Origin of the sequence: Tropicibacter alexandrii (assembly GCF_003667315.2) — a bacterium.
In the GTDB taxonomy this organism is placed as follows: Bacteria; Pseudomonadota; Alphaproteobacteria; order Rhodobacterales; family Rhodobacteraceae; genus Tropicibacter; species Tropicibacter alexandrii.
The window spans coordinates 306,971-330,266 of record NZ_RCTZ02000002.1; the positions used below are offsets into that span (position 1 = coordinate 306,971).

Below are 23,296 nucleotides of genomic sequence, written 5' to 3' on the forward strand. Positions count from 1 at the left end.
GATGGGACGGAGAGTGGCGAAACAGGCCGCTTCGCCTCTAGGGAAATCCGCATGAAATCTGGCTCTGCCGCGTTGCTGCCATGCAGCATGTTGCACACGCAACGCCGCGCAACATCTCACTGTGGCGCGCGCAACCCTTCCTTGCGGATGCGGCGCAGCACGGTCGAGCGGTTGACCCCCAACCGACGCGCGGCACGGGCCATGTTCCAGTTGCAGGCATCCAGAACGGCCTCAAGGTCCTGCTCGGGGTCTTGGTCCTGCCTGCGCTGTTGCGGGGCGGGTGGAAGGTCGGGCAGGTCGATCACCGTCGTCTCCGCCATCGCGCAGGCCACCTCCAGCACATTGCCAAGCTCCCGCAGGTTTCCGGGCCAGTCCCGCGCCATCAGCTCGGCCCGCGCCGAGGGCGTCAGGCGCATGTCGCCGCCACGATGCCGCCGCAACAGCCGGTCGATCAGCCAGCCGAGGTCCTGCCGTTCGCGCAAGGGCGGCAGCTCCAATACGCTGCCCGACAGCCGGAAATACAACGCCGCCGGAAGGGTGTTCCGGGCGATCAGGTCAGAGGCCGGTTCGCTGGTGGTCGACACCGGGCGCAGGTCGGGCGCGTGATCCAATGCACCGGCCAGAACCCGCGCCGTGTCCGGGTGCAAATCCTCGATCCGGCGCAACAACAGCGTGCCCGGACCCTGCTGGTCTGCCAGCGCATCGCGCAGGTCCTCGCCGCGCAATCCGGCACAGTCGAGCGTCACGAACCGGCCCCGCCGCGAGGCCATGTGGATGGCGTGGGCCAGCTTGGTCTTGCCGCTGCCGCTTTCGCCCGAAATCAACAGTGGCACAGGGGTCGGCGCCAAGCGTTCGGCCTGTGTCAGGACCCGCGCCAGACCGGGATCGCTGCCCGCAAAGCTGGCCAAGGCCCCGCCGCGCACCTGTCGTGACACGGTGTCGGGCCGCGCGGCCGTGCGCCGTGGAGCCTGTGGTGCGATGGCATGGCCAAACACGGCCCCGCCATCCCCCAGCGCCACGACGCGCTCTTCCGTCGGGCGGTCGCGCATGAGGTCGGGCAGATCGTCGACGCTCAACCCCAGAAGCCCGTCGATCCGTTCGCCGATCAGGCTGCCGCCCCGCGCCAGCATCCGCGTGGCCGCGCGCGTGGCCCCGATCACCCGTCCCGACCCGTCGAGCGATACCGCCGCCTCGGGGTCGACATCGAGAAATTCGGGGCTGGAGGAAAACCGCAGCACCCATTCCCGGCGACTGGCGGCCATGAGATTGGCCATCTCGACCCGCCGCGCCGCCGCCGTGACCAGCGACATGGCAAGGTTCTGGCTGCTTTTGGGCGAGGGCGACCGCAGCAGTGAAATATCGAGGACCGCCGCCAATTGACCGAGGCTGTCGTAGATCGGCGCAGAGGTGCAGGACAGCCCGGTATGCGCGTTTCCGAAATGGTCGTCCTGATGTACGGTGACCGGCTCTCCGGTGACGATGCAAGCACCGACCCCACAGGTCCCGGCCTGATCCTCGGACCAGTTCGAGCCGAGGTACAGGCCCGCACTGCGCAACTCGTCCACAAAGAGGTCATCGCCAAGGAAATCGACGCAAACGCCCTTGGCGTCCGTCAACAGCAGCACGTAATTCTGGCCGCTCACTTGGCGAAACAGGCTTTGCAGGCTTGAACGGGCGGCACCGATCATCCATTCGGCCTGCTCGCGATGGGTGCGGAATTCGGCCTCGGTGACGATATGCGCCGGATCGCTGCGTGTCGGGTCCATGCCATACAGTTCGACGCAGCGCCGCCACGACGCATCGACATAGCTGTCCCGTCCGGTCGCCTGACCATCCAGAACCTGGGCAATCTCCTCGACGTGACGTCGTTCCAGCATGACCACCTCCTCGGACGCCACAGTACTACAATTCGACGCTCCACCAAGGGTAGACTATCGTATGAGACAGGACTGGTTCGCCTCCGACGCTTTGCCCGGTGAGCGGGGCTGGCTGCGGTTGGTCGGGGCGCTTTTGCGAAGGTCCGGATTGGGTCGGCTGGTCACATGTCAGCACCCTCCAGGGCGACATGTGAGGCCGTTCGTGGACACCCGTGTTGCATAGGCCGGGCCTGCACTGACGGAGCCGTCTTTGCGTCGCGCCACATGCCCGCAGGGCCCTGCTGCTTCACTCATAGCGCAATTCGGTCGCCTTGCCGCGAAAGATCACGTAGGCGAGGATCGAATAGGCGATGATCGTGGGCACCACGAAACAGGCGCCAATGAGGATGATCAGCAGGCTTTCCGGTGCGGCGGCGGCTTCGTAGATCGTCAAGCGATCCGGCACCACGTAGGGATAGAAGCTGTAGGCAAGGCCAAGATAGGCCGTGGCGAACAGCCCGCTGGAGATCGCGAAAGGCAACCAGCTCAGGCGGTCCGAAGGCAGCGGCATCCGCCGCAGCAAGCGCCACAGCATCAGCACCAACCCCCCTGACAACAGCGGCAGCAGCAAAAGCCACAACACCTCGGGAAAGGTGAACCATTTGTCGAAAATCCGCGCACTGACCAGCGGTGTCGCAAGCGAGATGGCGCCGATCCCGGCGATCACGGCCCAAAGGCTTTGCCGTGCCCATTGGACGGCCTTCAGTTGCAGCGCGTCGCTGGTCTTGAGGATCAGCCACGTCGCCCCGATGAAGGCATAGCCCACCGTCAGGAAGACCGCTGTCAGCGCCGCGAACAGGTAGGTCTGCGCCGTCTGCTCAAGCCCCATGACATAGAGCCCCAGCATGAAGCCCTGCGCCAGCGCCGTCACCAGCGACCCGGCAAAGAACAGACGGTTCCACAGCGCCTTGTGTCGGGTGCGGGCCTTGGCGCGAAACTCGAAGGCCACGCCGCGCGCGATCAACCCGATCAGCATGGCAAAGACCGGAAGGTACAGCGTCGACAGGATGATGCCGTGCGCGGTGGGAAAGGCCACCAGCAGCAGCCCCACGGCCAACACCAGCCATGTCTCGTTCGCGTCCCAGAACGGCCCGATGGAGCCGATCATGCGGTCCTGTTCGTGCGGTTCCGCCAGCGGAAACAGGATGCCGACCCCAAGGTCGAACCCGTCCAGCACCACGTAGACGAGGATCGACAATCCCATCAGCGAGGCAAAGGCCCAAGGCAGCCAGTCGGCGGGGTTGGAGAAGTCAGGCAGCATCGGCTTACTCCGCAGGGTTGAGGGCGGCGACCTGCGCCTTGCCCGAATGTGTCATGTCATTGGCCGGGTCGTCGGCCCCGCGCGCGGCCTTGCGCGCGAGGTAGGCGATGACACCGACATAGGCGATCAGCAGGGCGGCATAGACGGCGAGGTAGCCCACCAGCGTGCCCATCACCATCGGCGCGGGCACGTCGGCCACCGCCATGTCGGTGGTCATGACACCCTGCACCAGCCACGGCTGGCGGCCGATCTCGGTCGTGTACCAGCCCGCAAGCGTGGCCACCCAGCCCGAGAGGGCCATCGGCACCAGCGCCCAGATCAGCGGCTTTGGCAGGCCTTCGACGGCCATCCAGTGCCCCTTGATGCGGCCCTCGTGACGGTCGCGCCTGCGCCACATCAGGAAGGCGGCGGACCAGCTGAGCGCCAGCATGGCAAAACCGGTGCCGACCATGACACGGAAGGACCAGAAGACCGGGCTGACCGGCGGATGCAGCGGTGTGCCGTCCTCGGCGACGAAGTCGTTCAGGCCGGGCACGACGCCATCGGCGTGGTGTTTCAGGATCAGCGAGGCCCCGTTCGGGATGCCGATCTCGAACCGGTTCTCGCGCGCGGCCTCATCGGGCAGGGCAAACAGCAAGAGCGGCACGTTCGGCCCGGTGTCCCAGTTGCCCTCCATTGCAGCGACCTTTTGCGGTTGATGCTCCAGCGTGTTCAGCCCGTGCATGTCGCCCGCCAAAATCTGGATCGGGATCAGCAGCGCCGCCATGGCCACGCCGGTCTTCAATGTGGCGCGCACGTCCCGCGACCGATCGCCAAGGATCCAGCGAAAGGCCGAGACGCCCGCCACCAGAAAGCTGACGGTCAGGAAGGAGGCCAGCACCATATGCGCAAAGCGGTAGGGCATCGACGGGTTGAAGATGATCTCGGACCAGCTGGTCGCATGGGCCACGCCGTCGATCATCTCGAACCCTTGCGGCGTGTGCATCCAGCTGTTCAGTACGATGATCCAGAAGGTCGACAGCAGCGTGCCAAAGGCCACCAGCGCCGTCGCGGTGATGTGCAGCCACGCGGGCACGCGGGAAAATCCGAACAGCATGATGCCGACGAACGCCGCTTCAAGGAAGAAGGCGGTCAGCACCTCGTAGGCCAGCAAGGGCCCGGCGATATTGCCCACGGTCTCCATGAAGCCCGGCCAGTTGGTGCCGAACTGGAACGACATGGTGATGCCCGACACGACGCCCATGGCAAAGCTCAGGGCAAAGACCTTCACCCAGAACCGGTAGGCGGCCATCCATTTGTCGTCGCCCGTCGCGGCAAAGCGCAGGCGAAAGAACAGCAGCACCCAACCCAGCGCGATGGTGATGGTCGGGAACAGGATGTGAAACGAGATATTGGCCGCAAACTGGATGCGGCTCAGCAGAAGTGTGTCCAATACGTCCATTGTCATGTCCTCAACGTCTGGCGGGAAGCACCCCGCCCGCCTTGTCGATCAGGCCCGCGATCTTGCTGCCATAGGTCATCAGCTTGACCAGTTTCTCGGTCTCCAGCCGGGCCATGTCCTCGTAGAATTCGGTCATCATCTCGATCATCTCGCGCAGCTCGGATATCCGCGCCTCGGAATAATCGTCGCCCGCAGGGCCCTGCATTTCGAGCGCGCGCAGCTTGGTCAGGGTCGGGTCGATCTCGCGTTTCTTGCGCTCGTCGATCAGGATGCGGACGATTTCCCAGAGGTCGTCGGGCGTGGTGAAATGATCCTTGCGGTCGCCGGGGACGTGTTTCAGCCGAACCAACTGCCAGGCCTGAAGCTCTTTCAGGCCCATGGAGGTGTTCGACCGGCTGATCCCCAGCGCCTCGGTGATCTGGTCGGCGTTGAGCGCGTCGGCGGACAGGAACAACAGCGCGTAGATTTGGCCCACGGTGCGGTTGATCCCCCAACGGCTGCCCATCTCGCCGAAGTGAAGTACGAATTCTTGGTGGAGCGGAGGAAGGTTCATCGTCGTTTTCGCGGCTTTCCGAATTTTCAGTAATTTCTGAAAAAACAGATAAACCCAATGGCGCGCTTATCCAGCGGTTCCGGCTGACCTCACGAAAAGGTCAACAGGGGTGTCGCGGTCCTACAATTCCAGCATGACGTGGTCGGCAAAGGTTTCCCGGACCACGTCCGAAATGATGGTGGCCAGTTTCTGGATGATCCGGATATGCGCCGAGCGGCGGCGCCATGCTAGCCCGATGGAGCGGGTCAGGCGCCCGGATCGAAAGGGTTTGACGATCACGTCGCCCGCTTCGCGCGAAGCTTCGGACCGGACATAAAGCGCGGGCAGGAAGCTGACCCCCATGTTCAGCGCCGTCATCTGGCGCAACGCGTCGAGGCTGGTGCCCTCGTAGTCGCGGCGCAGCGTGGCCCCCAGATCCTCGCACAAACCCGCAACTTGCGCGTGCAGCCGATAGGCGTCGGACAGGGACAGCACATCGACACCGGCCAGATCGGCATCGCGGATGGTCTCTCGCCGTGCCAGAGGGTGGTCCAGAGCCATGGCCAGCTTCAGCGGCTCGCGGAACAGCCGCATGGCCGTGACATCGCCCGAGGGTACGGGCAGTTGCGTCAGGATCAGGTCTTGTTGACCGGTCAAGAGTTCATCTTGCAGGGCGGCGGGTGGCGCGTCCCGAATGACCACCTTCACCTCCGGATAGGCCGCGTGCAGCCGCCGCATCACATGCGGCAGCAGGTATGGCCCCAGCGTGGGCGTCGATCCAAGGCGGATCGTCCCGGTGACGCCGTCGCGGGCATCCTGCGCCAATGCTTTGAGATGCTCGGTCTCTTCGAGCACACGCAGCGTTTGGGCCAGTATCATGCGGCCCTGCGGTGTCAGCACCGCCCCGCGCTGACCGCGCTCTACCAGCGTTACGCCCAAGGCGGCTTCCAGCCCGACGATCTGCTGGCTCAGCGACGGCTGGCTGATGCCGACCCGCTCGGCGGCGCGGCGATAATGGCGGGTTTCGGCAAGGGCCGCGAAATAGGTCAGTTGGCGCAGGGTGAGTTCAGCGGACATCGTGGCCTCCTCGCATTGGCTGTTGGGAATATAGGAAATGCCTATCGAGTTTTCAGGTCCGGCTGCCTTCTGCCGATCATTTGGCCTTCCCATGTTCCGGGGGCGATCAGGAAAGATCGCCTGCACCCACAAACACAGGAGACTTCAAATGACGACGATCCCCGCCCGGCTGCTCAACGCTCTTCCGGAAAAGGTGGCCCGGCTGCGCCGCCGCCATCATCAGCTTGGGGTGCAGATCGACGAAGAGCTGCAGCGCCCCATGCCCTGCAGCGTGGCCTTGCAGCGGCTGAAGCGCCAGCGCCTGAAGCTGAAGGACCAGATCACCTTTTACTCGAAACTTGTCGGCAGCCCGGACCGCAAGGTCATGCCGGTGGCGGCGCACTCATGATCTTCAATCTCGTTTTCCAGACCAGTGGCCTGCGCCTGATGCACAGCGCCGATCTCGACGACATGCGCCGCGCCATCGCCGACGAGGATGACGACGGCCCCGACGGCGGCAGCCCGCATGCCGCTCCGCACCCTGAGCATGACAGGGCGGTTGCGTGACCCTGTACCACGGAGGGGCCGCGCGCCCCTCCAATCCTCGGGGCTGACGCGCCCGTCCCGTCATTCCGACAGGTCGAGTTCCTCGTTGATGGCGTCGAGCGTGGCGATGCGCTGGCTGACGGCATCCGGGTTCTGCCCCAGATAGGACAGCGCCAGCAGCCGCAGCATCGAGATCATCGTCGCATGGGTCGGCAGGATGCCATAGCTGGCGATGTGGCACGGCAGCACGAAATCGGAAAAGCGCTGCGCCTGCGCGGCATAGGCATGATCGGTGATCGTGATGACCCGCATCCGCGTGGTGCGGGCGTGTTTCAGCAGGACGGGCAACAGGCGCGGACGCGGCTCGAATGTCAGCAGGATCAGCGCGTCGCGCGGGCCGGTCATCGCCAGTTCCGCCGCCCAGTCTTGTCCCGACCCTTCGATCTGGTGTACCCCGTGGCGCAGCCGGGTGAACATGGTGCGCCCCAGCCGCGCAAGCCCGTATTCATCGCCAAAGCCAAGGAACCACAGGTTCGGCGCCTTCTCCAACACGCCCGCGATTTCCGGTAGCAGGTCCGACCGCATCTCTTCGAAGGTGCGCGACAGGTTGCGGCTCTCCAGTTCGAGATGCTCCGCCAGCGTCCGGCCCAGCGACGCGGCCTCGGGTTTCGGGTCGAATCGTGCATAAGGCGCGCGGCTGTTGCGTTCATCGCGGGCCTGAATGCGCACCTCTTCGAAGTCCGCATAGCCCAAAGTGCGGAAAAAACGGGCAGTCGTGGCTTTTGACACCCCAGCCAAGGACGCCAGTTCCGTCGCCGTGTGCGTTTCCACAAGCCCCTGATTTTCCAGCAGGACAGACGCGATCTTCTGTTCGCTCGACGTCAGGCGGGTGAATTTTTCCTGAATGCGCAGGATCAGTCTGGAGGCCATCTCACCGGAATTCCCTTGACGAATGAAACCCATGTTTCACAGGATTGAAACAATGAAACGACAAGGGGTGCAAGATGACGTCCTCCAGGATGATCCGCGAAAGAATATGGACGAAGCTGCACGAGGTGGCGAGGCCGGATACCCGGTTCCACATGAACTTTGCCGAGGTGATCCCGGATTTCGAGGGCTCTGAAACCGCCACCGACCATCTGGTGCAGGACCCGGCCTATCAGGCCAGCCGCTTTGCCTTCATCACGCCCGACAACTGCCTCGTCGATCTGCGCCGCCGGATGATCGAGGCGGGCAAGCCCTTTGTCATGTCGACTTACGGCATCTATCGCGGGTTCCTCTATCTCGACCCGGCCAAGGTGCCGCCCGGTGCTGCGCTTTATGCCGCGTGGCTCGACGGGATGGAGCATTTCGGCGAGCCGGTCACGCTGGAGGACATCGCGCAGAAGGGGCGTTTCGACTACCTCGTGACCGGGGCCTCGGCGGTGTCGATGAACGGTGTGCGCTTTGGCAAGGGGCATGGGTTCTTCGACCTTGAATGGGGCATGTTCACCGATCTTGGTTTCGTCGATGAACACACCCCCGTCCACGCCATGGTGCATGACATCCAGTTGGTCGAGGAGCAGTTGCAGCCCTCGGAAACCGACATCCTCGTGGACAAGATCTTCACCCCCGGCGGCACCCATGTGGTCGAACGCCGGGCGAAGCGCCCCAGCGGCGTGAAATGGCCGCTGCTCGACCCGAAACAGATCGCCGAAACCCCACCCTTGCAAGAGCTTCAACGCCTTCAGGGCCTTGCCTGACATTCCCAACACGGAGACAAGACCATGCTCAATCGCCGTACCTTCCTTGGCACCGCCGCTGCCGGTATCGCCGCCTCGTCGCTGCCGTTCCGCGCCCATGCCGCCACCCCGCTGACCATGCAGGCCGCGTGGATCAACGATGCCGAATTCGCGGGCTATTTCCTTGCCATGGATCAGGGGTATTACACCGAGGCCGGTCTGAACCTCGAATACCTGTCCGGCGGGCCGGACGTGATCCCCGAAAGCACGATCATCGCGGGCCGCGCCGATCTGGCGCTGACCACCCCTGACACCACGATCAAGGCGATCGTCGAACAAGGCGCGCCGTTCAAGATCATCGGCGCCCAGTACCAAAAGAACCCCATCGGCATCGTGTCGCTGGCCAAGAACCCGATAAACACGCCGCAGGACCTGATCGGCAAGACGCTGGCGGTGCCGCCGGTCAACGTGATCTCGGTCGAGGCGATGCTGAAGATGAACGGCATCGAACCGGGGCAGGTCAACATCGTGCCCTATGCCTATGACCCGACACCGCTGGTCAAGGGAGAGATCGACGCCAGCCTCGATTTCACCACCAACGTGCCGTTCACGATCCAGCAGGCGGGTGAAGAGGCGACCTCCTTCCTGCTCTATGATTTCGGCTACACGATCTACAACGACACCGTCGTCGTCACCGAACAGGTGCTGGCGGAAAAACGCGATTTGCTGGTGGCGTGGCTGCGCGCCTCGCGCAAGGGCTGGGAGGAAAACCTCGCCGACCCAAGCGTCTGGCCGCCGAAATTCGCCGACACGTATTTCAAGGGCACGGGCCGGTCGATCGAGAACGAACTGTATTTCAACGCGGCGCAAAAGCCGCTGATGGAAAGCCCCGAGGGCTACTTTGCCCTGACCGAGGACGGCATCGAGAAATGCCTGAGCGCATTGGGCGAGGTCGGGATCGTCGGCAACACCGACATGTTCGACACCTCGCTTCTGGCGGAGGTCTGATGACCCAGCCTGACGGGATTTCGCTGGACGGGGTGTGCAAGACCTTCGCGGGGCGGGGCAGGGTTGTCGAGGCGTTGCGCGACGTGACCCTGTCTTGTCCCAAAGGCACGTTCACCGCGATCATCGGCCCGTCAGGCTGTGGCAAGTCCACCGTGATGCGCATCGCCTTGGGGCTGGAAAGTCTTGATGCAGGGGCCGTGCGGGTTGCGGGTGAGCCTCCGCTGGAGGCCGCCCGGGACGGCGTCACCGGCGTCGCGTTCCAGGACGCGGCGCTGTTGCCGTGGCGGTCGGTGCGCCGCAACATCGAGGTGCCGTTGGAGGTGCTGGGCCGCAAACCCGACGCCGCCCATGTGCAGGCGATGATCGAGCTTGTGGGCCTCAAGGGATACGAAAACTCCCTGCCCGGCGAGTTGTCCGGTGGGATGCGCCAGCGGGTGGCCATCGCGCGGGCGCTGGTGACGCATCCGCAGGTCTTGTTCATGGACGAGCCCTTTGGCGCGCTGGACCAGATCCTGCGCCGCCAGATGAATGTCGAATTGCAGCGCATCTGGGCCGAGACCGGATCGACCGCGCTGCTGGTCACGCATGGCATCGACGAGGCGGTGTTCCTTGCCGATCGCGTCGTGGTCATGCATGCCGCGCCGGGGCGGATCGTGGATGTGATCGACGTGCCGTTCGACCGTCCGCGCAAGCCGCCGCTTTTTTCCGATCCGGCGTTTCACAAGGTCTGCGATCACGTGGCCGAGGTGCTGCATGGCGGCTGAAAGACGCTTTGCCGGGCTGCGCAACACCTTGATCCTGTTGCTCTTGTGGGAAATCATCGGCCAATTGGGGCTGGTCGCGGGTGGGGCCTTGCCGCCACCCAGCGACATCCTGATCCGCCTCTGGCAGGATCGCGGCGACTACCCCGGCCACATTCTTGCCACGCTGCAAGCCTCGGTGGCGGGGTTCGTGATCGGCAACGTGGTGGCGGTTGCGGCGGGCGTCCTCTTCGCCTTGTCGCCGCCCATGCTGCGGCTGTTCCGGGGCATCAACATCGCCGCATTCGCCCTGCCGCCCATCGCCATCGCGCCGATCCTCGCGCTGACCCTGTCCGGCATGGCGCCCCGCGTCACTCTGGCCGCTTTGGGCGTCTATTTCGTCACCATGACCGCCACCGTGATCGGCATCGCACAGGCCGACAGTCGCGCCGAGGACGTCGTCCGCGCCTATGGCGGTTCGCGCTGGAAGGTGCTGCGGCTGGTGCAGTTTCGCGGCGCGGTGCCGTCGATCCTCGCCGGGCTGCGCGTGGCCGCGCCGAACGCCGTTCTGGGTGCCATCCTGGCCGAGTTCGGCGGTGGCGGGCGCTGGGGCCTTGGCACTTACCTGTTGGGATCATTGGGGCGGGGCGAGCCGGATCGCCTTTGGGGCATCGGGCTGATCGCGACGCTGATCGCGGGGCTCAGCTATGCCGGCTTCGCGCTGCTGTCGCGCAGGCTGTTGGGCGCGACCAAGGCGGTGACACTGAACGCCGCCGTGCCCACGGGCAAGGACGATGGCGGCCCGCTTTGGGCGCGCATCGGCATGGCGCTGGCGACCGTCGCGCTGCCGTTCGTACTGTGGTGGGCGCTGATCAAGCTCAGCGGCGCGCCGGCGATGATCGCCAAGACGCCGGGCGATGTCTTCACCTATCTCTTTCTCGCGCCGTCTGCCGAGACCGCACAGGCCAAGCTGCTGGCCGCCCTGGCGCAAACCCTGCCGATCACCTTCATCGGGATGGTGGCCGGGCTGGCCTTTGCCTTTGCGCTGGCGATCCTGTCGAAACTGTCGCCCCGCTTCATCTCGGGCTTCATGCCCGTGGCGCTCATCACCCAGACCATGCCGCTGGTCGCGCTGACGCCGCTGCTGGTGCTGATCCTCGGGCGCGGCACGTCGCTGACGCTGTGGATCACCATATCCGTCACATTCTTCCCGGCCTTCGTCACTTTGGCGCAGGGCCTTGCCTTGGTGCCGCGCAGCGCCGAGGACCTGCCGCGCGCCTATGGGGCAAGCCGCTGGACGGAATTGCGCATGGTCACGATCCCGGCCTCTCTGCCCTATCTTTTCGCGGCAACGCGCCTGACGGTGCCGCGCGCGCTGCTGGGCGTGATGATCGCCGAATGGCTGGCCACGGGGCGCGGCCTCGGCAACCTGCTGAACCAATCGCGCGGCTATCTCGACTACGGCATGATCTGGTCCGTCGCCGCCGTCTCGGTGATCCTGTCCGTGGTGTTCTACCAGTAGGTCGTGATGGTCGAACGCCGCGTTCTGGGGCGACTTGGCATGGCGACATCGGAATAGGCTCCGATCCAGCGCAGGCGACATGGTCAACGGTTTTGACTATTCCTGCTTTCCAACCGATGGTCGGGCAGCCCGGCAATGGCGGAAAGACGTGACGGACCCGTATGGAAAACCAGCTGAAGGAAATCTGCGAACGCGTATTCGGGCGTCTGCCGGACGAAGTCCTGCATCCCGGCGGCGCGTCGCGGCGGACCGTGCTGGTGCGGATCGGCTCGGCCCGGTATGCGATTGCCCGGCGGTCCAGCCCGAGCCGCGCCGCGCTAGAGGCGAGCGCCCTGCGGCACCTGTCCGGCACCGGCCGCACGCCCGCGCTGGTGCATTGCGAAGGCCGGTACGTGATCCAGACGGCCGTGGCCGGAGAGCGGCTCAGCACGGTGCTGGACCGTGTCGACCGGGACGAGGCTGCTTCGTGGATCACCCGGGCGGCACGCTCGCTTGCGCATCTTCAGCAGGTCGCCGCGCAGTCCCCGCTGATGGCGCACCTGCCGGTCATCGGCGCGCGCGACGGCTGGGCCGCCGATTTGGCTGCCGCTCCGCTGCGCCTAGCCGAGCGGCTGGATCTGCCCGCTCCGCGCTACGACAGGGACGCGGCCGAACGCATGCTGACGGTCCCCACCGTCCAACCCGTCAAGTGGGATGCTCGGCCCGGAAACGCCTTGTGCACGCCGCAAGGCCAGGTCGTGTGGATCGACTGGGAACATTGCGGATTGCGCCGCGCGACGGATGATCTGGCATGGCTTCTGGCGGATGAGTGGTGCCCCCAGCACCTCGATCTGGAAGCCACGCTGGTCGGCCAGTTCACGGGCGGAACGCCAGAGCATTTCGGGACCATGGCCCTGCTGCATGCCGTCATCCGCGTGGACCTGATCGTGTCGCATTTGGGGGCGGGGCCGTGGTGGGACCGACGGCACTGTCTCGACCTCGACAAGGTCGGTGTCACGCCCCGGGAACTCAGTTTGCAATTGATGAAAATCAGCCGCTGGAGCGCAACCTTGGATTGGGCGAACGGCCTGTTCGAACTGGCCGATGGCATCCACCGAAAAAAGCTTGGCAATACAGCGGTTTGGGGTGTTGGCCCGAATTAGTCACCCTAAACGCGAATATTAACCATAACTTCAGGTTGATTGTGCGTTTGCAGCGGAAAAAGTTTCGCGCCTTGGCCTGTGACTTAGGTCACTGATTCCAAAATACTTATATAGTTAAAAGCATTTATCGACCGCGCAACCGCATCTTGCCGGTCTTAGGAAACCGTTGACTTAACCTAACGGCACCTTCTCCAATGTTGCGGATTTGAACCGTTTTTCGGGTTTCGACCCGGCCAGAGAATCGCAGCGCAAATTGTTATCAAGGTGCGTTCCGGTTGTTAAAAATTGAAAGGAATTCGCCATGTCTCGTTCCAAGAAGAATCAGGCCAAGGGCACCAAGGGCGATGACCTGTTGACCGGCACCTCGGGCCGCGACGACATCAAGGGCCGGGATGGCAATGACACGGTGATGGGCCTCGACGGGTCCGACAAGCTGTACGGACAGAACGGCAACGATCTGATCGACGGCGGGTCGGGCGATGACAAGATCGATGGCGGGTCCGGCAGCGACACGCTCGAAGGCGGCGCAGGCGATGACGTGATCAAGGGCGGCAAGGGCAACGACTTGATCACGGATGCGGGCGGCGATGACAAGGTCGATGCCGGTACGGGCGACGACACCATCCAGCTGGCCGATGGCGACAACGACGTGAAGGCCAAGGACGGTGACGACCTCGTCGAGACCGGCGCAGGGGATGACAGCATCGATGCGGGGGATGGCGACGACATGGTCACCTCCGGCGCGGGGGATGACGTGGTCAAGGCGGGGGCCGGTGCGGATACCGTCCTTGCCGGGGCAGGGCGAGACATCCTGATCGGCGACGGGTCCGGTGGTGGGTCTGGCAGCGGACATGGCTCGCACGATGCGGGTTCGGGCTTTGACGACTATCTCGACGGCGGCGCCGGGGACGACTGGATCGTCGGCGGGGCCGGGGCCGACACGGTGCTGGGCGGCGCGGGCGATGACGTGTTGTTCGGCGACGAGGGCGGCAATGGCCGCAACTGGTACCGCGCCGGCTCGACCGAGGACTTCATGAACGGCAGCGGCTCCGGCCATGGCCGTGGGTCCGGTTCCGGGCATGGCTCGGGGTCCGGTGGCGGCTTCGATGACTATCTCGACGGCGGGTCGGGCAACGACTTCGTGTTCGCCGGTGGCGGCAACGATACCGTGGTCCATGGCGGCACCGAGAATATCGGCGCGACGGACAGCTATGACGGCGGCGATGGCATCGATACCCTCGATCTGTATCTGACGCAGGACCAGTACGAGGCGGCCGCCTCGGAAATCGCGGCATTTCAGGCCTTCGTGGCGGCCAATACCGACCCCGTGACCGGCGAGGCCAACGATGCGTCGTTCACCTTTGCCAGCCTCGGGCTGACGGTGCAGGCGTTCGAACAGGTCGCGTTTCACACCGCGAACGACGATGCGGTCAGCGTCTCCGAAGACGCGTCGGCCACCGTGTTCGCCAGCATTCTGGACAATGATTTCGGCACCTCCGATGTGGTCGATGTGCGTCTTGTGCCGGGCAGTTCTCCGGCGCTTGGCGTGCTGTCCTTCAACGATCCGGCGACCGGGCAGTTCAGCTACGATCCCGATGGCGCCTTCGAGCACCTCGCCGTGGGCGAAACCGCCGAGGTCAGCTTCGAGTACGAGATCGAATTCGCGAATGGTCGCACCGACACGGCAACCGTGACGATCACCATCACCGGCGAAAACGACGCCCCGACGATCAGCGTCACCGGCGCGCAGATGATCGACGAAGCGGTGGATGCCTCGTCGCAGGCCCTGTCCGACAGCGGCACCGTCAGCTTCGACGATATCGACGCAAGCGACGTGATCGACATCACCTATGCCTCGAACGGCGACATGACGTGGTCGGGGGGCGTGCTGGATTCAGGCATCGCGGCGGCGCTGGAGGCGGGCTTTGCCACCGGGGCGACGGATGCCGATGCCCCCGGCAGCACGCCTTGGACATTCGCGGCCACGGTCGATCTGGATTTCCTGTCCGCAGGCGACACGCTGAGCTGGTCCTACACGGTGACGGCGGATGACGGCAATGGCGGCACCGCGAGCGAAGTGGTCAGCTTCACCATCACCGGCACCAATGACGCGCCGACTCTTGCGGCGGGCGTCTTGGCGGCGGAGGAAGACGGTGCGGCGGTCGTGCTGGACCTCTCGGCGCTGGGCGACGATCTGGACAGCGACGACGACGGTGCCTCGCTGACCTACACGGTGACCGGCGCGCCGGGCGAGGGGGCGGCGTCGATCAGCGGCACCGATCTCAGCTTTGACCCGGGCGGCGATTTCCAAGACCTCGCCGTGGGCGAAACGCGCCAAGTGACCATCGAGGTCACCGCAACCGACGCGCATGGCGCGACGGCGGTGAACGATGTCACGGTGACGATCACCGGCACCAATGACGCACCGACCCTTGAGGCTGGCGTCTTGGCGGCGGAGGAGGACGGAGCGGCGGTCGTGCTGGACCTCTCGGCGCTGGGCGACGACGCGGACAGCGACGACGATGGTTCCTCGCTGACCTACACGGTGACCGGCGCGCCGGGCGAGGGCTCGGCGTCGATCACCGGCACCGATCTCAGCTTTGACCCGGGCAGCGATTTCCAAGACCTCGCTGTCGGCGAGACCCGCCAAGTGACCATCGAGGTCACCGCGACCGACGCACATGGCGCAACGGCGGTGAACGAGGTGGTGGTGACCGTGACCGGCACCAATGACGCGCCCGTGGCGCAGCCCCTGACCGGTGCCGTGATGGAGGATGACGCGCCGGTTCAGGTCGCCGGTGCCATCGAGGCCGATACCTACGCACCGAATGCCGGGCGGTTCTACGTCTTCGACTTCGACACGGGTCAGGCGATCACCGTTGCAAGGGATGGTGGGACGAACAACACCTACCAACAGATTGCCGATCAATACCTGTCGAACGGCAATGGCATCGTGGTGCAGCTGAACCCGAACAATTTGGGTTGGGGCGCGGCCGGGATGCTGTTCGACGACGGCACCCAAAGCCCCATCCCCGCCACGGACTGGATTGTGACCGACACATCCGGGGGAACGGTCAGCTATCCAGCCGCCGCCCCCGAAGTGCTGGCCTTTGGCGATGACAACACCGCGGTCGATGCAATCGCCTTGGCATTGAACGGGATCACGTTGTCCGACGGGCGCACGGTCGATCTGAATGTCTCTGTCGCGGGGATCGATTACGAGGTCTTCACCACGGATGACCTCTTGATCGATGCGGTCCGGTTCAACGCCGACATCAGCAACCCTTCCGCCTCGCAGGTGACGGTTGCTGCCGCCTATACCGATGTGGATGCGAGCGATACGCATACGTTCAGCATCGACACGACTGGAACGATGGGGGCCGTATCCGACAATGGCGACGGCACGTTCACCTACGATTCCAATGGCGCATTCGAGCACCTCGCGGAGGGCGAGACCACGACCGACACGTTCACCTACACGGTGGATGACGGCAATGGCGGCACCGATACGCAGACGGTGACGATCACCATCACCGGCACCAATGATGCACCGGCGCTGGGCGCGGGCGTCTTGGCAGCGGATGAGGACGGCGCGGCAGTCGTGCTGGACCTCTCGGCGCTGGGCGACGATGTGGACAGCGATGACGACGGTGCCTCGCTGACCTACACGGTGACCGGCGCGCCGGGCGAAGGGTCGGCGTCGATCACCGGCACCGATCTCAGCTTTGACCCCGCAGCGGATTTCCAAGACCTCGCCGTGGGCGAAACGCGCCAAGTGACCATCGAGGTCACCGCGACCGACGCACATGGCGCGACGGCGGTGAACGATGTCACGGTGACCGTGACCGGCACCAATGACGCACCGACGCTTTCGGCGGGAGTACTTGCGGTAGAGGAGGACGGTGCGGCTGTGCTGCTGGACCTGTCGGCGCTGGGCGACGATGTGGACAGCGACGACGACGGCGCTTCGCTGACCTACACGGTGACCGGCGCGCCGGGCGAAGGGGCGGCGTCGATCACCGGCACCGATCTCAGCTTTGACCCTGGTAGCGATTTCCAGGACCTCGCAGTGGGCGAAACGCGCCAAGTGACCATCGAGGTCACGGCAACAGATGCGCATGGCGCGACGGCGGTGAACGATGTCACCGTCACCGTGACCGGCACCAACGATGCGCCGGTGGCGCAGGCCGTTGCGGAAACCGTCGGCGAAGATGGCCCTGCGGTCACTGTCGCGGCGAATTATACTGACGTGGATACCAGCGACACCCATACGGTCTCGATCGATACGACCGGTACCGTGGGTCTGGTGACCGACAACGGCGACGGCACCTTCAGCTACGATCCGAATGGCGCGTTCGAAGCACTTGGCTGTGACGAGACCGCCACCGACACCTTCACCTACACGGTCGATGACGGCAATGGCGGCTCGGCCACCCAAGTCGTCACGATCACCATCACCGGCACCAATGACGCGCCTGTCGTCTCCGGTGCGGTGACCACCGCCCTGACCGAAGATGACGCGGTGGCGACCCTCGACCTTCTGGCCAATGCCTCGGATGTCGAGGGCGACGCGCTGGCCGTGATCGACGCCACGGCCGTGTCCTCGGACGGGCGTGTCGTCACGACCACCGTCGACGCCGCCACGGGCGAGATGAGCTTCGATCCGGCGCAGTTCAATGACCTTGCCGCGGGCGAAGCCGCCACGGTCACCGTCGATTACGGCGTGGTCGAGACCGACCGGGGCTATGCCGACAGCGCGGGCGCAGAGGTGCTGGACAACGCGGGCACGTTCTTCATCGCCGATGACGACAGTGGCGAGTTGATCCGGGTCAAGCGCAGCCCGAGCGTCGTGACTCACGAACAGGCGCTGGCCGTGGCGGGTGTGACCAACGGCTCGGTTGTTCTGGTCGATGGCAACAGCACGGGGCTTGGTCTCAGCGTGCGGGTGATCGACGATGGCGTCGTGACGAATCCGGGCGTGGATGTGGTCGATCTCGGCGATTATGCCGGTCCGGTGACCGTGGATTCCGCCGAAGTCCCGTCGCGCTACATTACGGTGAACGGTGACATGGATGCCGAGACGATCACCGTGACCATCCCGCGTGCGGATGCCGATTGCGGTGATACGGTGCAGACCTTCACCTTCACCGACGTGTCGCAGGGCAATGGAATTTCCTACACGACACCGCAGATCGGCGGTCTGGCACTGGCCGTGACCGGGCTCCCCGTGGCAGCGACGGCGGCGATCACCATCACCGGCGTCAACGACGCACCGACGCTGGGCGCGGGCGTCTTGGCAGCGGAGGAGGACGGCGCGGCGGTCGTGCTGGACCTCTCGGCACTGGGCGACGATGTGGACAGCGACGACAATGGTTCCTCGCTGACCTACACGGTGACCGGCCAGCCGGGCGAAGGGTCGGCGACGATCACCGGAACGGATCTCAGCTTTGATCCGGGCGGCGATTTCCAAGACCTCGCCGTGGGCGAAACGCGCCAAGTGACCATCGAGGTCACCGCGACGGATGCGCATGGCGCGACGGCGGTGAACGACGTCACGGTGACCGTGACCGGCACCAATGACGCTCCCACGCTTTCGGCGGGCGTCTTGGCAGCGGAGGAGGACGGCGCGGCGGTCGTGCTCGACCTCTCGGCGCTGGGCGACGATGTGGACAGCGACGACGACGGTGCCTCGCTGACCTACACGGTGACCGGCGCGCCGGGCGAAGGGTCGGCGACGATCACCGGCACCGATCTCAGCTTTGATCCTGGTAGCGATTTCCAAGACCTCGCCGTGGGCGAAACGCGCCAAGTGACCATCGAGGTCACCGCGACCGACGCGCATGGCGCGACGGCGGTGAACGATGTGACCGTCACCGTGACCGGCACCAACGATGCCCCCGAGGTCACGGCGATCGATGCGGGCGCGGTGACCGAAAGCGATCCGGCCGTCACCATCGACCTGCTCGCAGGGCAAACGGATGTCGACAACGGCGCGGTGCTGGAGGCGATCAACATCACCGTCACCGACGATCTGGGCAATGCGGTCGCGTATACCGACAATGGCGATGGCACGATCTCGATCGATCCCGACCAATACGATGCGCTGAACACGGGCGAGCAGCGGACGCTGACCGTCGATTACGATGTCAGCGACGGCATCGCTGCAACGTCGAACACCGCCACGCTGGTCGTCGACGGCGAGGCGGACAACTTTGCGCCCACGGCCAACGATGACACCTTGGGCGGCAGCGGTGGCGACACCAGTGTCGACTGGTTGACCGATGCCCCGTCCACCATCGGCAGCATCGGCGAACCCAACACTGCCTATTATGGTCAGACCTTCGTGGCCGAGGGGCCATCGCTGAACGAAGTTTCCTTTGGTCTGAACGCGTACAACTACGGCGACGACGTCGAGTTTCGTGTCCTGATCGTCGAGGTCGACCTGACCGAGATTTCGCCGGGCTACTGGGACATCGACCCCGAAACCGTTCTGTTCGAAAGCGGTGCGATGAGTGTGGCCAGCGGCACCTCGGAAACGGTCAGCGTGGACACGGCGGGTCTCACCCTGACCGAGGGCCAGACCTATGCGGTCATCATCGACGCGTTCAGCGAATTCGACGGTGTGTACGGGACGGGGAACGTCGATTATTACTTCAACGGTACCGGGGATCCCGATGGTCAGTTCTTCTACCTGAATGTCAATGGCGGCGACCGGGCCACGCATTTCGATCAGAATTGGAGCGACCGGAACGGGCAGGACATGGCCTTGGCTCTGGACTTTGGCGATCCGGTTCTCACGGACGAAAACACCGCCCATACCATTGCCGCTGCCGACCTGCTGGCCAATGATACGGACCCAGATGGCGACGTGTTGAGCATCTCGGCGGTGTCGGCGCTCAGCGCGCTGGGGGCGACCGTGGTTCTGAACGGCGACGGCTCCGTCAGCTATGATCCGACCTCGTCGACGGTGCTGGACGAACTGGCCGAGGGCGAGACATTGCAGGACAGCTTCACCTACACGGTGTCGGACGGCAATGGCGGCTTTGACACGGCGACGGTCACGTTGACGGTGTCGGGGGTGGACGATCCGCCGATCCTGACGGGCGTGACCGCAGCGCAATCCGGGTTCACCGACGAGCCGTTCAGCTATCAGCTTCCGGCGGACCTGTTCACCGACCATGACGAGGGCGAGGCGATCACCTATGACGTGACGCTGGCGGATGGCTCGCCCCTGCCCAGCTTCATGAGCTTCGATGCCGCCACGCGCACGGTCAGCTATGCGGCCAACGCGCCGCAATCGTCTGACGTGGGGCTGTATTCGCTGCAGGTGACGGCGACCGAACCGGATGGTCAAAGCAACTCGACCACCTTTACGCTCAGTATCCTCGATGGTGACTTCATCGAAGGCACCTCGGGCAACGACAACCTGACCGGCACGATCCAAGGCGACCTGATCCAAGGTCTGGCCGGCAATGACACGATCACCGGCCTGCCCGGCGCGGATGTGCTCGATGGCGGCACCGGTGACGACTACCTCTATGGCGATGCCGGCAATGATGTGCTGATCGGCGGCGAGGGGCGCGACCGTCTTTATGGCGAAGAGGGGGACGACAACCTGTATGGGGGCGACGGCAACGATTACCTCGTTCAGGGGGATGGTTTTGGCGTTCTCGACGGCGGGGCCGGTGACGACTACCTGCAAGCCTCAACCCAGTATTCGGGGATCGTGGCAAACGAAGTCCTTCTGGGCGGCGAGGGCAACGACACGATCCGAAGTGTCGGCTTCTACTCCAACGACGATGTGGATGCCGGGGCGGGGGATGACCTTGTCATGCTGTATCTCAACGGTGGGTGGTCCGCCTCCAATGCGCAGTCGACATCGGTGACGCTGGGCGCGGGCGCGGATGTCGTGGAGGTCGAACGCTATTCCAGCATCTCTGCATTCAACGATGTGAACATCACCGATTTCAACGTGTCCGAGGATTCGATCCGCTTCGATGACTTCCTCGCTCAGCGTCTGATCGGCTGGGACGGTGCCTCGAACCCGTTCGGCGCCAGCGGCTATCTGCAACTGGTCGATGACGGCATGGGGAACACCATTCTGCAGGTCGACAGCAACGGTGGTGGCGACACCTTCGTGGATCTCATCACCTTCGAGGGCGTCGCGGCATCGAGCTTCACCGCGTCGAACTTCGACTCGCCGTGGCCGCCGGATGGCAGCGCGCCGGTTGGCCAGACGATCACAGGCACCGCCGCATCCGAGACGCTGGATGGTACGATCGGCGGCGACACGATCCTTGGTCTGGGTGGCACGGACTTCCTCAACGGCAATGCCGGGAATGACAGCCTCGATGGCGGGGCTGACAATGACTACCTCTATGGCGATGCGGGCGAAGACACCCTGATCGGCGGCGACGGGCGCGATTACCTATACGGCGAGGAGGGCAACGATACGCTGTATGGCGGCGATGGCGACGACTACCTGATACAGGGCCAAGCGGTCGGCCTGCTCGATGGCGGGGCCGGGAATGACTACCTGCGCGCCTCGACCGACTCGTCCGTGCAAGGGGGCGTCGAAACCCTGTTGGGCGGCGACGGCAACGATACGATCCAGTATGTCGGCTACTATTCCAGCGACGTGGTCGATGCGGGATCGGGGGATGACCTCGTCATTCTCTACCTCAATGGCGGCTGGTCCGTGTCCAATGCCCAGTCAACGTCGGTGACGCTTGGCGCCGGTGCGGATGTCGTGCAGATCGATCGCTATTCCAACATCACCAGCTACAATCTGATCACGATCACCGATTTCGACGTGTCCGAGGACTCGGTGCGCTTCGATGATTTCCTTGCGCAGCAACTGAGTGGGTGGGACGGTGCCTCGAACCCGTTCGGCGCCAGCGGCTACCTGCAATTGGTCGATGACGGCATGGGCAATGCCGTGCTTCAGATCGATCGCGACGGTGGCGGGGACAGCTTCATGTCGTTGCTCGTCTTTGATGGCATCGCCGCATCGAGCTTCACCGCGTCGAACTTCGACTCGCCGTGGCCGCCGGATGGCAGCGCGCCGGTCGGCCAGACGATCACCGGCACGGCCGCGTCCGAGACGCTGGATGGCAGCATCGGTGGCGACACGATCCTTGGCCTCGGCGGCACGGACTTCCTCAACGGCAATGCCGGGAATGACAGTCTCGATGGCGGAGCCGACACCGACTACCTCTACGGCGATGCGGGCGAAGACACCCTGATCGGCGGCGACGGGCGCGATTACCTGTACGGCGAGGAAGGCGACGATACGCTGTATGGCGGACTTGGCGACGACTACATGACACAGGGTCAGGGGGGCGGTCTGCTTGATGGCGGAGCCGGGAATGACTACCTGCAGGCGTCGACCGACTATTCGCCTCAGGGCAACGCCGAAACCCTGCTGGGTGGCGATGGCAACGACACGATCCGCAGTGCCGGCAGCTATTCCAGCGACGTGGTCGATGCCGGGGCGGGGGATGACCTCGTCAGTCTCTACCTCAATGGCGGCTGGTCCGTGTCCAATGCCCTATCGACGTCGGTGACGCTGGGCGCCGGTGCGGATATCCTTGAAATCGAAAGGTATTCCAGCGTCTCCGACTATAACGAGGTGACGGTGACCGACTTTGCCGTGGGCGAAGATGTCGTGCTCTTCGGTGATTTCCTCGTCCAGCAGCTCAGTGGCTGGGATGGCGCGTCCAACCCGTTCGGGGCCGGGTATCTGCGGCTCTCGGATGACGGTCTGGGCAATAGCGTTCTGGAAATCGACCGCTCCGGCGGTGGGGACAGCTACCAGCAGCTCATGATCTTCGAAGGCGTGGCGCCCGACGACCTGTCGGCGGCGAACTTCCTGATCGATCTGCCGTCCGGCGCAGGCTACGAACCCGATGGCAGCGGCGTTAACGGATCGACACAGGTCGGGACTGTCGCCGCCGAGACGCTGACCGGGTCGATCGGGGACGACAACCTGCAGGGGGTGGCGGGCAACGACACGCTTCTGGGCGGGAACGGCAACGATGCGCTCGACGGCGGGGATGGCGATGACTTGGTCGTCGGCGGCTTCGGGAACGACGACATGACGGGCGGCGCCGGGGCTGACAGCTTCGTCTTCGCCCTCGGCGAGGGTGACGACGTCATTCAGGACTTCGCGCTCGGGACGGATGTGCTTGTCCTGAACGGCGGGCAGACGATCGCCGGATTCTCCGAGGTCGATACGGATCTCGTGGTCGGTGTCGACGCCACGCTGGTCGAATTCGGCGACGGCGCGACCGTCCTGTTGCAAGGCGTGCTGGGCGTGACCGATGCCAACGACCTGATCTAGGCGCATTGCGAAAACATGCCACGAAAGGGGACGAAGGCCGTGACCTTCGTCCCCTCATTTCTTCCTGAT

Annotated in this window: 14 protein-coding genes; 8 read left to right on the top strand and 6 right to left on the bottom strand. The window is 64.5% G+C overall.

The genetic code is table 11. From position 1 onward, the window contains the following. Nucleotides 1-116: 116 nt before the first annotated feature. From D8Z78_RS04085 to D8Z78_RS04105, 5 genes are all read right to left on the bottom strand, one after another. Nucleotides 117-1,877 (bottom strand): sigma-54-dependent Fis family transcriptional regulator, encoded by a 1,761-nt coding sequence (locus D8Z78_RS04085; protein ID WP_121628996.1) that lies wholly within the window; start codon nt 1,875-1,877, stop codon nt 117-119. A 286-nt stretch (nt 1,878-2,163) separates the two neighbouring features. Beyond that, entirely contained in the window at nt 2,164-3,177 is a 1,014-nt protein-coding gene (locus D8Z78_RS04090; RefSeq protein WP_240671988.1) for a cytochrome d ubiquinol oxidase subunit II, read from the bottom strand. A 4-nt stretch (nt 3,178-3,181) separates the two neighbouring features. After that, nucleotides 3,182-4,618 carry a cytochrome ubiquinol oxidase subunit I gene (locus tag D8Z78_RS04095; RefSeq protein WP_121628995.1) on the bottom strand — a complete coding sequence of 479 codons (1,437 nt, stop codon included), beginning with the start codon at nt 4,616-4,618 and terminating at the stop codon, nt 3,182-3,184. Nucleotides 4,619-4,628: 10 nt separating this feature from the next. Next, on the bottom strand, nt 4,629-5,123 hold the full coding sequence (locus D8Z78_RS04100) for a GbsR/MarR family transcriptional regulator (RefSeq protein WP_240671989.1): 495 nt from the start codon (nt 5,121-5,123) through the stop codon (nt 4,629-4,631). 168 nt (nt 5,124-5,291) lie between these two features. Continuing rightward, nucleotides 5,292-6,227, bottom strand: coding sequence for a hydrogen peroxide-inducible genes activator (locus D8Z78_RS04105; protein WP_121628993.1), 936 nt, complete (start codon nt 6,225-6,227; stop codon nt 5,292-5,294). 148 nt (nt 6,228-6,375) lie between these two features. Between D8Z78_RS04105 and D8Z78_RS04110 the strand changes: the two genes are divergently transcribed. Both D8Z78_RS04110 and D8Z78_RS24490 read left to right on the top strand, forming a co-directional pair. Beyond that, nucleotides 6,376-6,615, top strand: coding sequence for a YdcH family protein (locus tag D8Z78_RS04110; protein WP_164932878.1), 240 nt, complete (start codon nt 6,376-6,378; stop codon nt 6,613-6,615). Next, nucleotides 6,612-6,773 carry a hypothetical protein gene (locus D8Z78_RS24490; RefSeq protein WP_164932879.1) on the top strand — a complete coding sequence of 54 codons (162 nt, stop codon included), beginning with the start codon at nt 6,612-6,614 and terminating at the stop codon, nt 6,771-6,773. Before D8Z78_RS04110 ends, D8Z78_RS24490 begins: the two co-directional genes overlap by 4 nt. Nucleotides 6,774-6,833: 60 nt before the next feature. On the opposite strand, the gene D8Z78_RS04115 is transcribed toward D8Z78_RS24490, so the two are convergent. Next, a complete protein-coding gene (locus D8Z78_RS04115) occupies nt 6,834-7,715 on the bottom strand; it encodes a MurR/RpiR family transcriptional regulator (protein WP_240671990.1) in 882 nt (293 codons plus the stop codon). A 41-nt stretch (nt 7,716-7,756) separates the two neighbouring features. Here D8Z78_RS04115 and D8Z78_RS04120 point away from each other — a divergent pair, with 41 nt between their 5' ends. From D8Z78_RS04120 to D8Z78_RS04145, 6 genes are all read left to right on the top strand, one after another. Further along, nucleotides 7,757-8,494 (top strand): 5-formyltetrahydrofolate cyclo-ligase, encoded by a 738-nt coding sequence (locus D8Z78_RS04120; RefSeq protein ID WP_121628990.1) that lies wholly within the window; start codon nt 7,757-7,759, stop codon nt 8,492-8,494. A 24-nt stretch (nt 8,495-8,518) separates the two neighbouring features. After that, on the top strand, nt 8,519-9,481 hold the full coding sequence (locus tag D8Z78_RS04125) for an ABC transporter substrate-binding protein (RefSeq protein WP_121628989.1): 963 nt from the start codon (nt 8,519-8,521) through the stop codon (nt 9,479-9,481). Continuing rightward, entirely contained in the window at nt 9,481-10,245 is a 765-nt protein-coding gene (locus D8Z78_RS04130; protein WP_121628988.1) for an ABC transporter ATP-binding protein, read from the top strand. The genes D8Z78_RS04125 and D8Z78_RS04130 overlap by 1 nt, the downstream gene beginning before the upstream one ends. Then, nucleotides 10,235-11,743: an ABC transporter permease gene (locus D8Z78_RS04135; RefSeq protein ID WP_121628987.1), complete on the top strand. Its 1,509-nt coding sequence runs from the start codon at nt 10,235-10,237 to the stop codon at nt 11,741-11,743. Before D8Z78_RS04130 ends, D8Z78_RS04135 begins: the two co-directional genes overlap by 11 nt. A gap of 161 nt (nt 11,744-11,904) precedes the next feature. Then, a complete protein-coding gene (locus D8Z78_RS04140; protein ID WP_121628986.1) occupies nt 11,905-12,885 on the top strand; it encodes a protein kinase family protein in 981 nt (326 codons plus the stop codon). Nucleotides 12,886-13,186: 301 nt separating this feature from the next. Then, entirely contained in the window at nt 13,187-23,227 is a 10,041-nt protein-coding gene (locus D8Z78_RS04145) for an Ig-like domain-containing protein (RefSeq protein WP_121628985.1), read from the top strand. Nucleotides 23,228-23,296 lie beyond the last annotated feature (69 nt).

Excerpts from the sequence above, each read along its gene's own strand:
- D8Z78_RS04085 (WP_121628996.1), bottom strand. The coding sequence starts at position 1,877 with ATGCTGGAACGACGTCACGTCGAGGAGATTGCCCAGGTTCTGGATGGT.
- D8Z78_RS04090 (WP_240671988.1), bottom strand. The coding sequence starts at position 3,177 with ATGCTGCCTGACTTCTCCAACCCCGCCGACTGGCTGCCTTGGGCCTTT.
- D8Z78_RS04095 (WP_121628995.1), bottom strand. The coding sequence starts at position 4,618 with ATGGACGTATTGGACACACTTCTGCTGAGCCGCATCCAGTTTGCGGCC.
- D8Z78_RS04100 (WP_240671989.1), bottom strand. The coding sequence starts at position 5,123 with ATGGGCAGCCGTTGGGGGATCAACCGCACCGTGGGCCAAATCTACGCG.
- D8Z78_RS04105 (WP_121628993.1), bottom strand. The coding sequence starts at position 6,227 with ATGTCCGCTGAACTCACCCTGCGCCAACTGACCTATTTCGCGGCCCTT.
- D8Z78_RS04110 (WP_164932878.1), top strand. The coding sequence starts at position 6,376 with ATGACGACGATCCCCGCCCGGCTGCTCAACGCTCTTCCGGAAAAGGTG.
- D8Z78_RS24490 (WP_164932879.1), top strand. The coding sequence starts at position 6,612 with ATGATCTTCAATCTCGTTTTCCAGACCAGTGGCCTGCGCCTGATGCAC.
- D8Z78_RS04115 (WP_240671990.1), bottom strand. The coding sequence starts at position 7,715 with ATGGGTTTCATTCGTCAAGGGAATTCCGGTGAGATGGCCTCCAGACTG.
- D8Z78_RS04120 (WP_121628990.1), top strand. The coding sequence starts at position 7,757 with ATGACGTCCTCCAGGATGATCCGCGAAAGAATATGGACGAAGCTGCAC.
- D8Z78_RS04125 (WP_121628989.1), top strand. The coding sequence starts at position 8,519 with ATGCTCAATCGCCGTACCTTCCTTGGCACCGCCGCTGCCGGTATCGCC.
- D8Z78_RS04130 (WP_121628988.1), top strand. The coding sequence starts at position 9,481 with ATGACCCAGCCTGACGGGATTTCGCTGGACGGGGTGTGCAAGACCTTC.
- D8Z78_RS04135 (WP_121628987.1), top strand. The coding sequence starts at position 10,235 with ATGGCGGCTGAAAGACGCTTTGCCGGGCTGCGCAACACCTTGATCCTG.
- D8Z78_RS04140 (WP_121628986.1), top strand. The coding sequence starts at position 11,905 with ATGGAAAACCAGCTGAAGGAAATCTGCGAACGCGTATTCGGGCGTCTG.
- D8Z78_RS04145 (WP_121628985.1), top strand. The coding sequence starts at position 13,187 with ATGTCTCGTTCCAAGAAGAATCAGGCCAAGGGCACCAAGGGCGATGAC.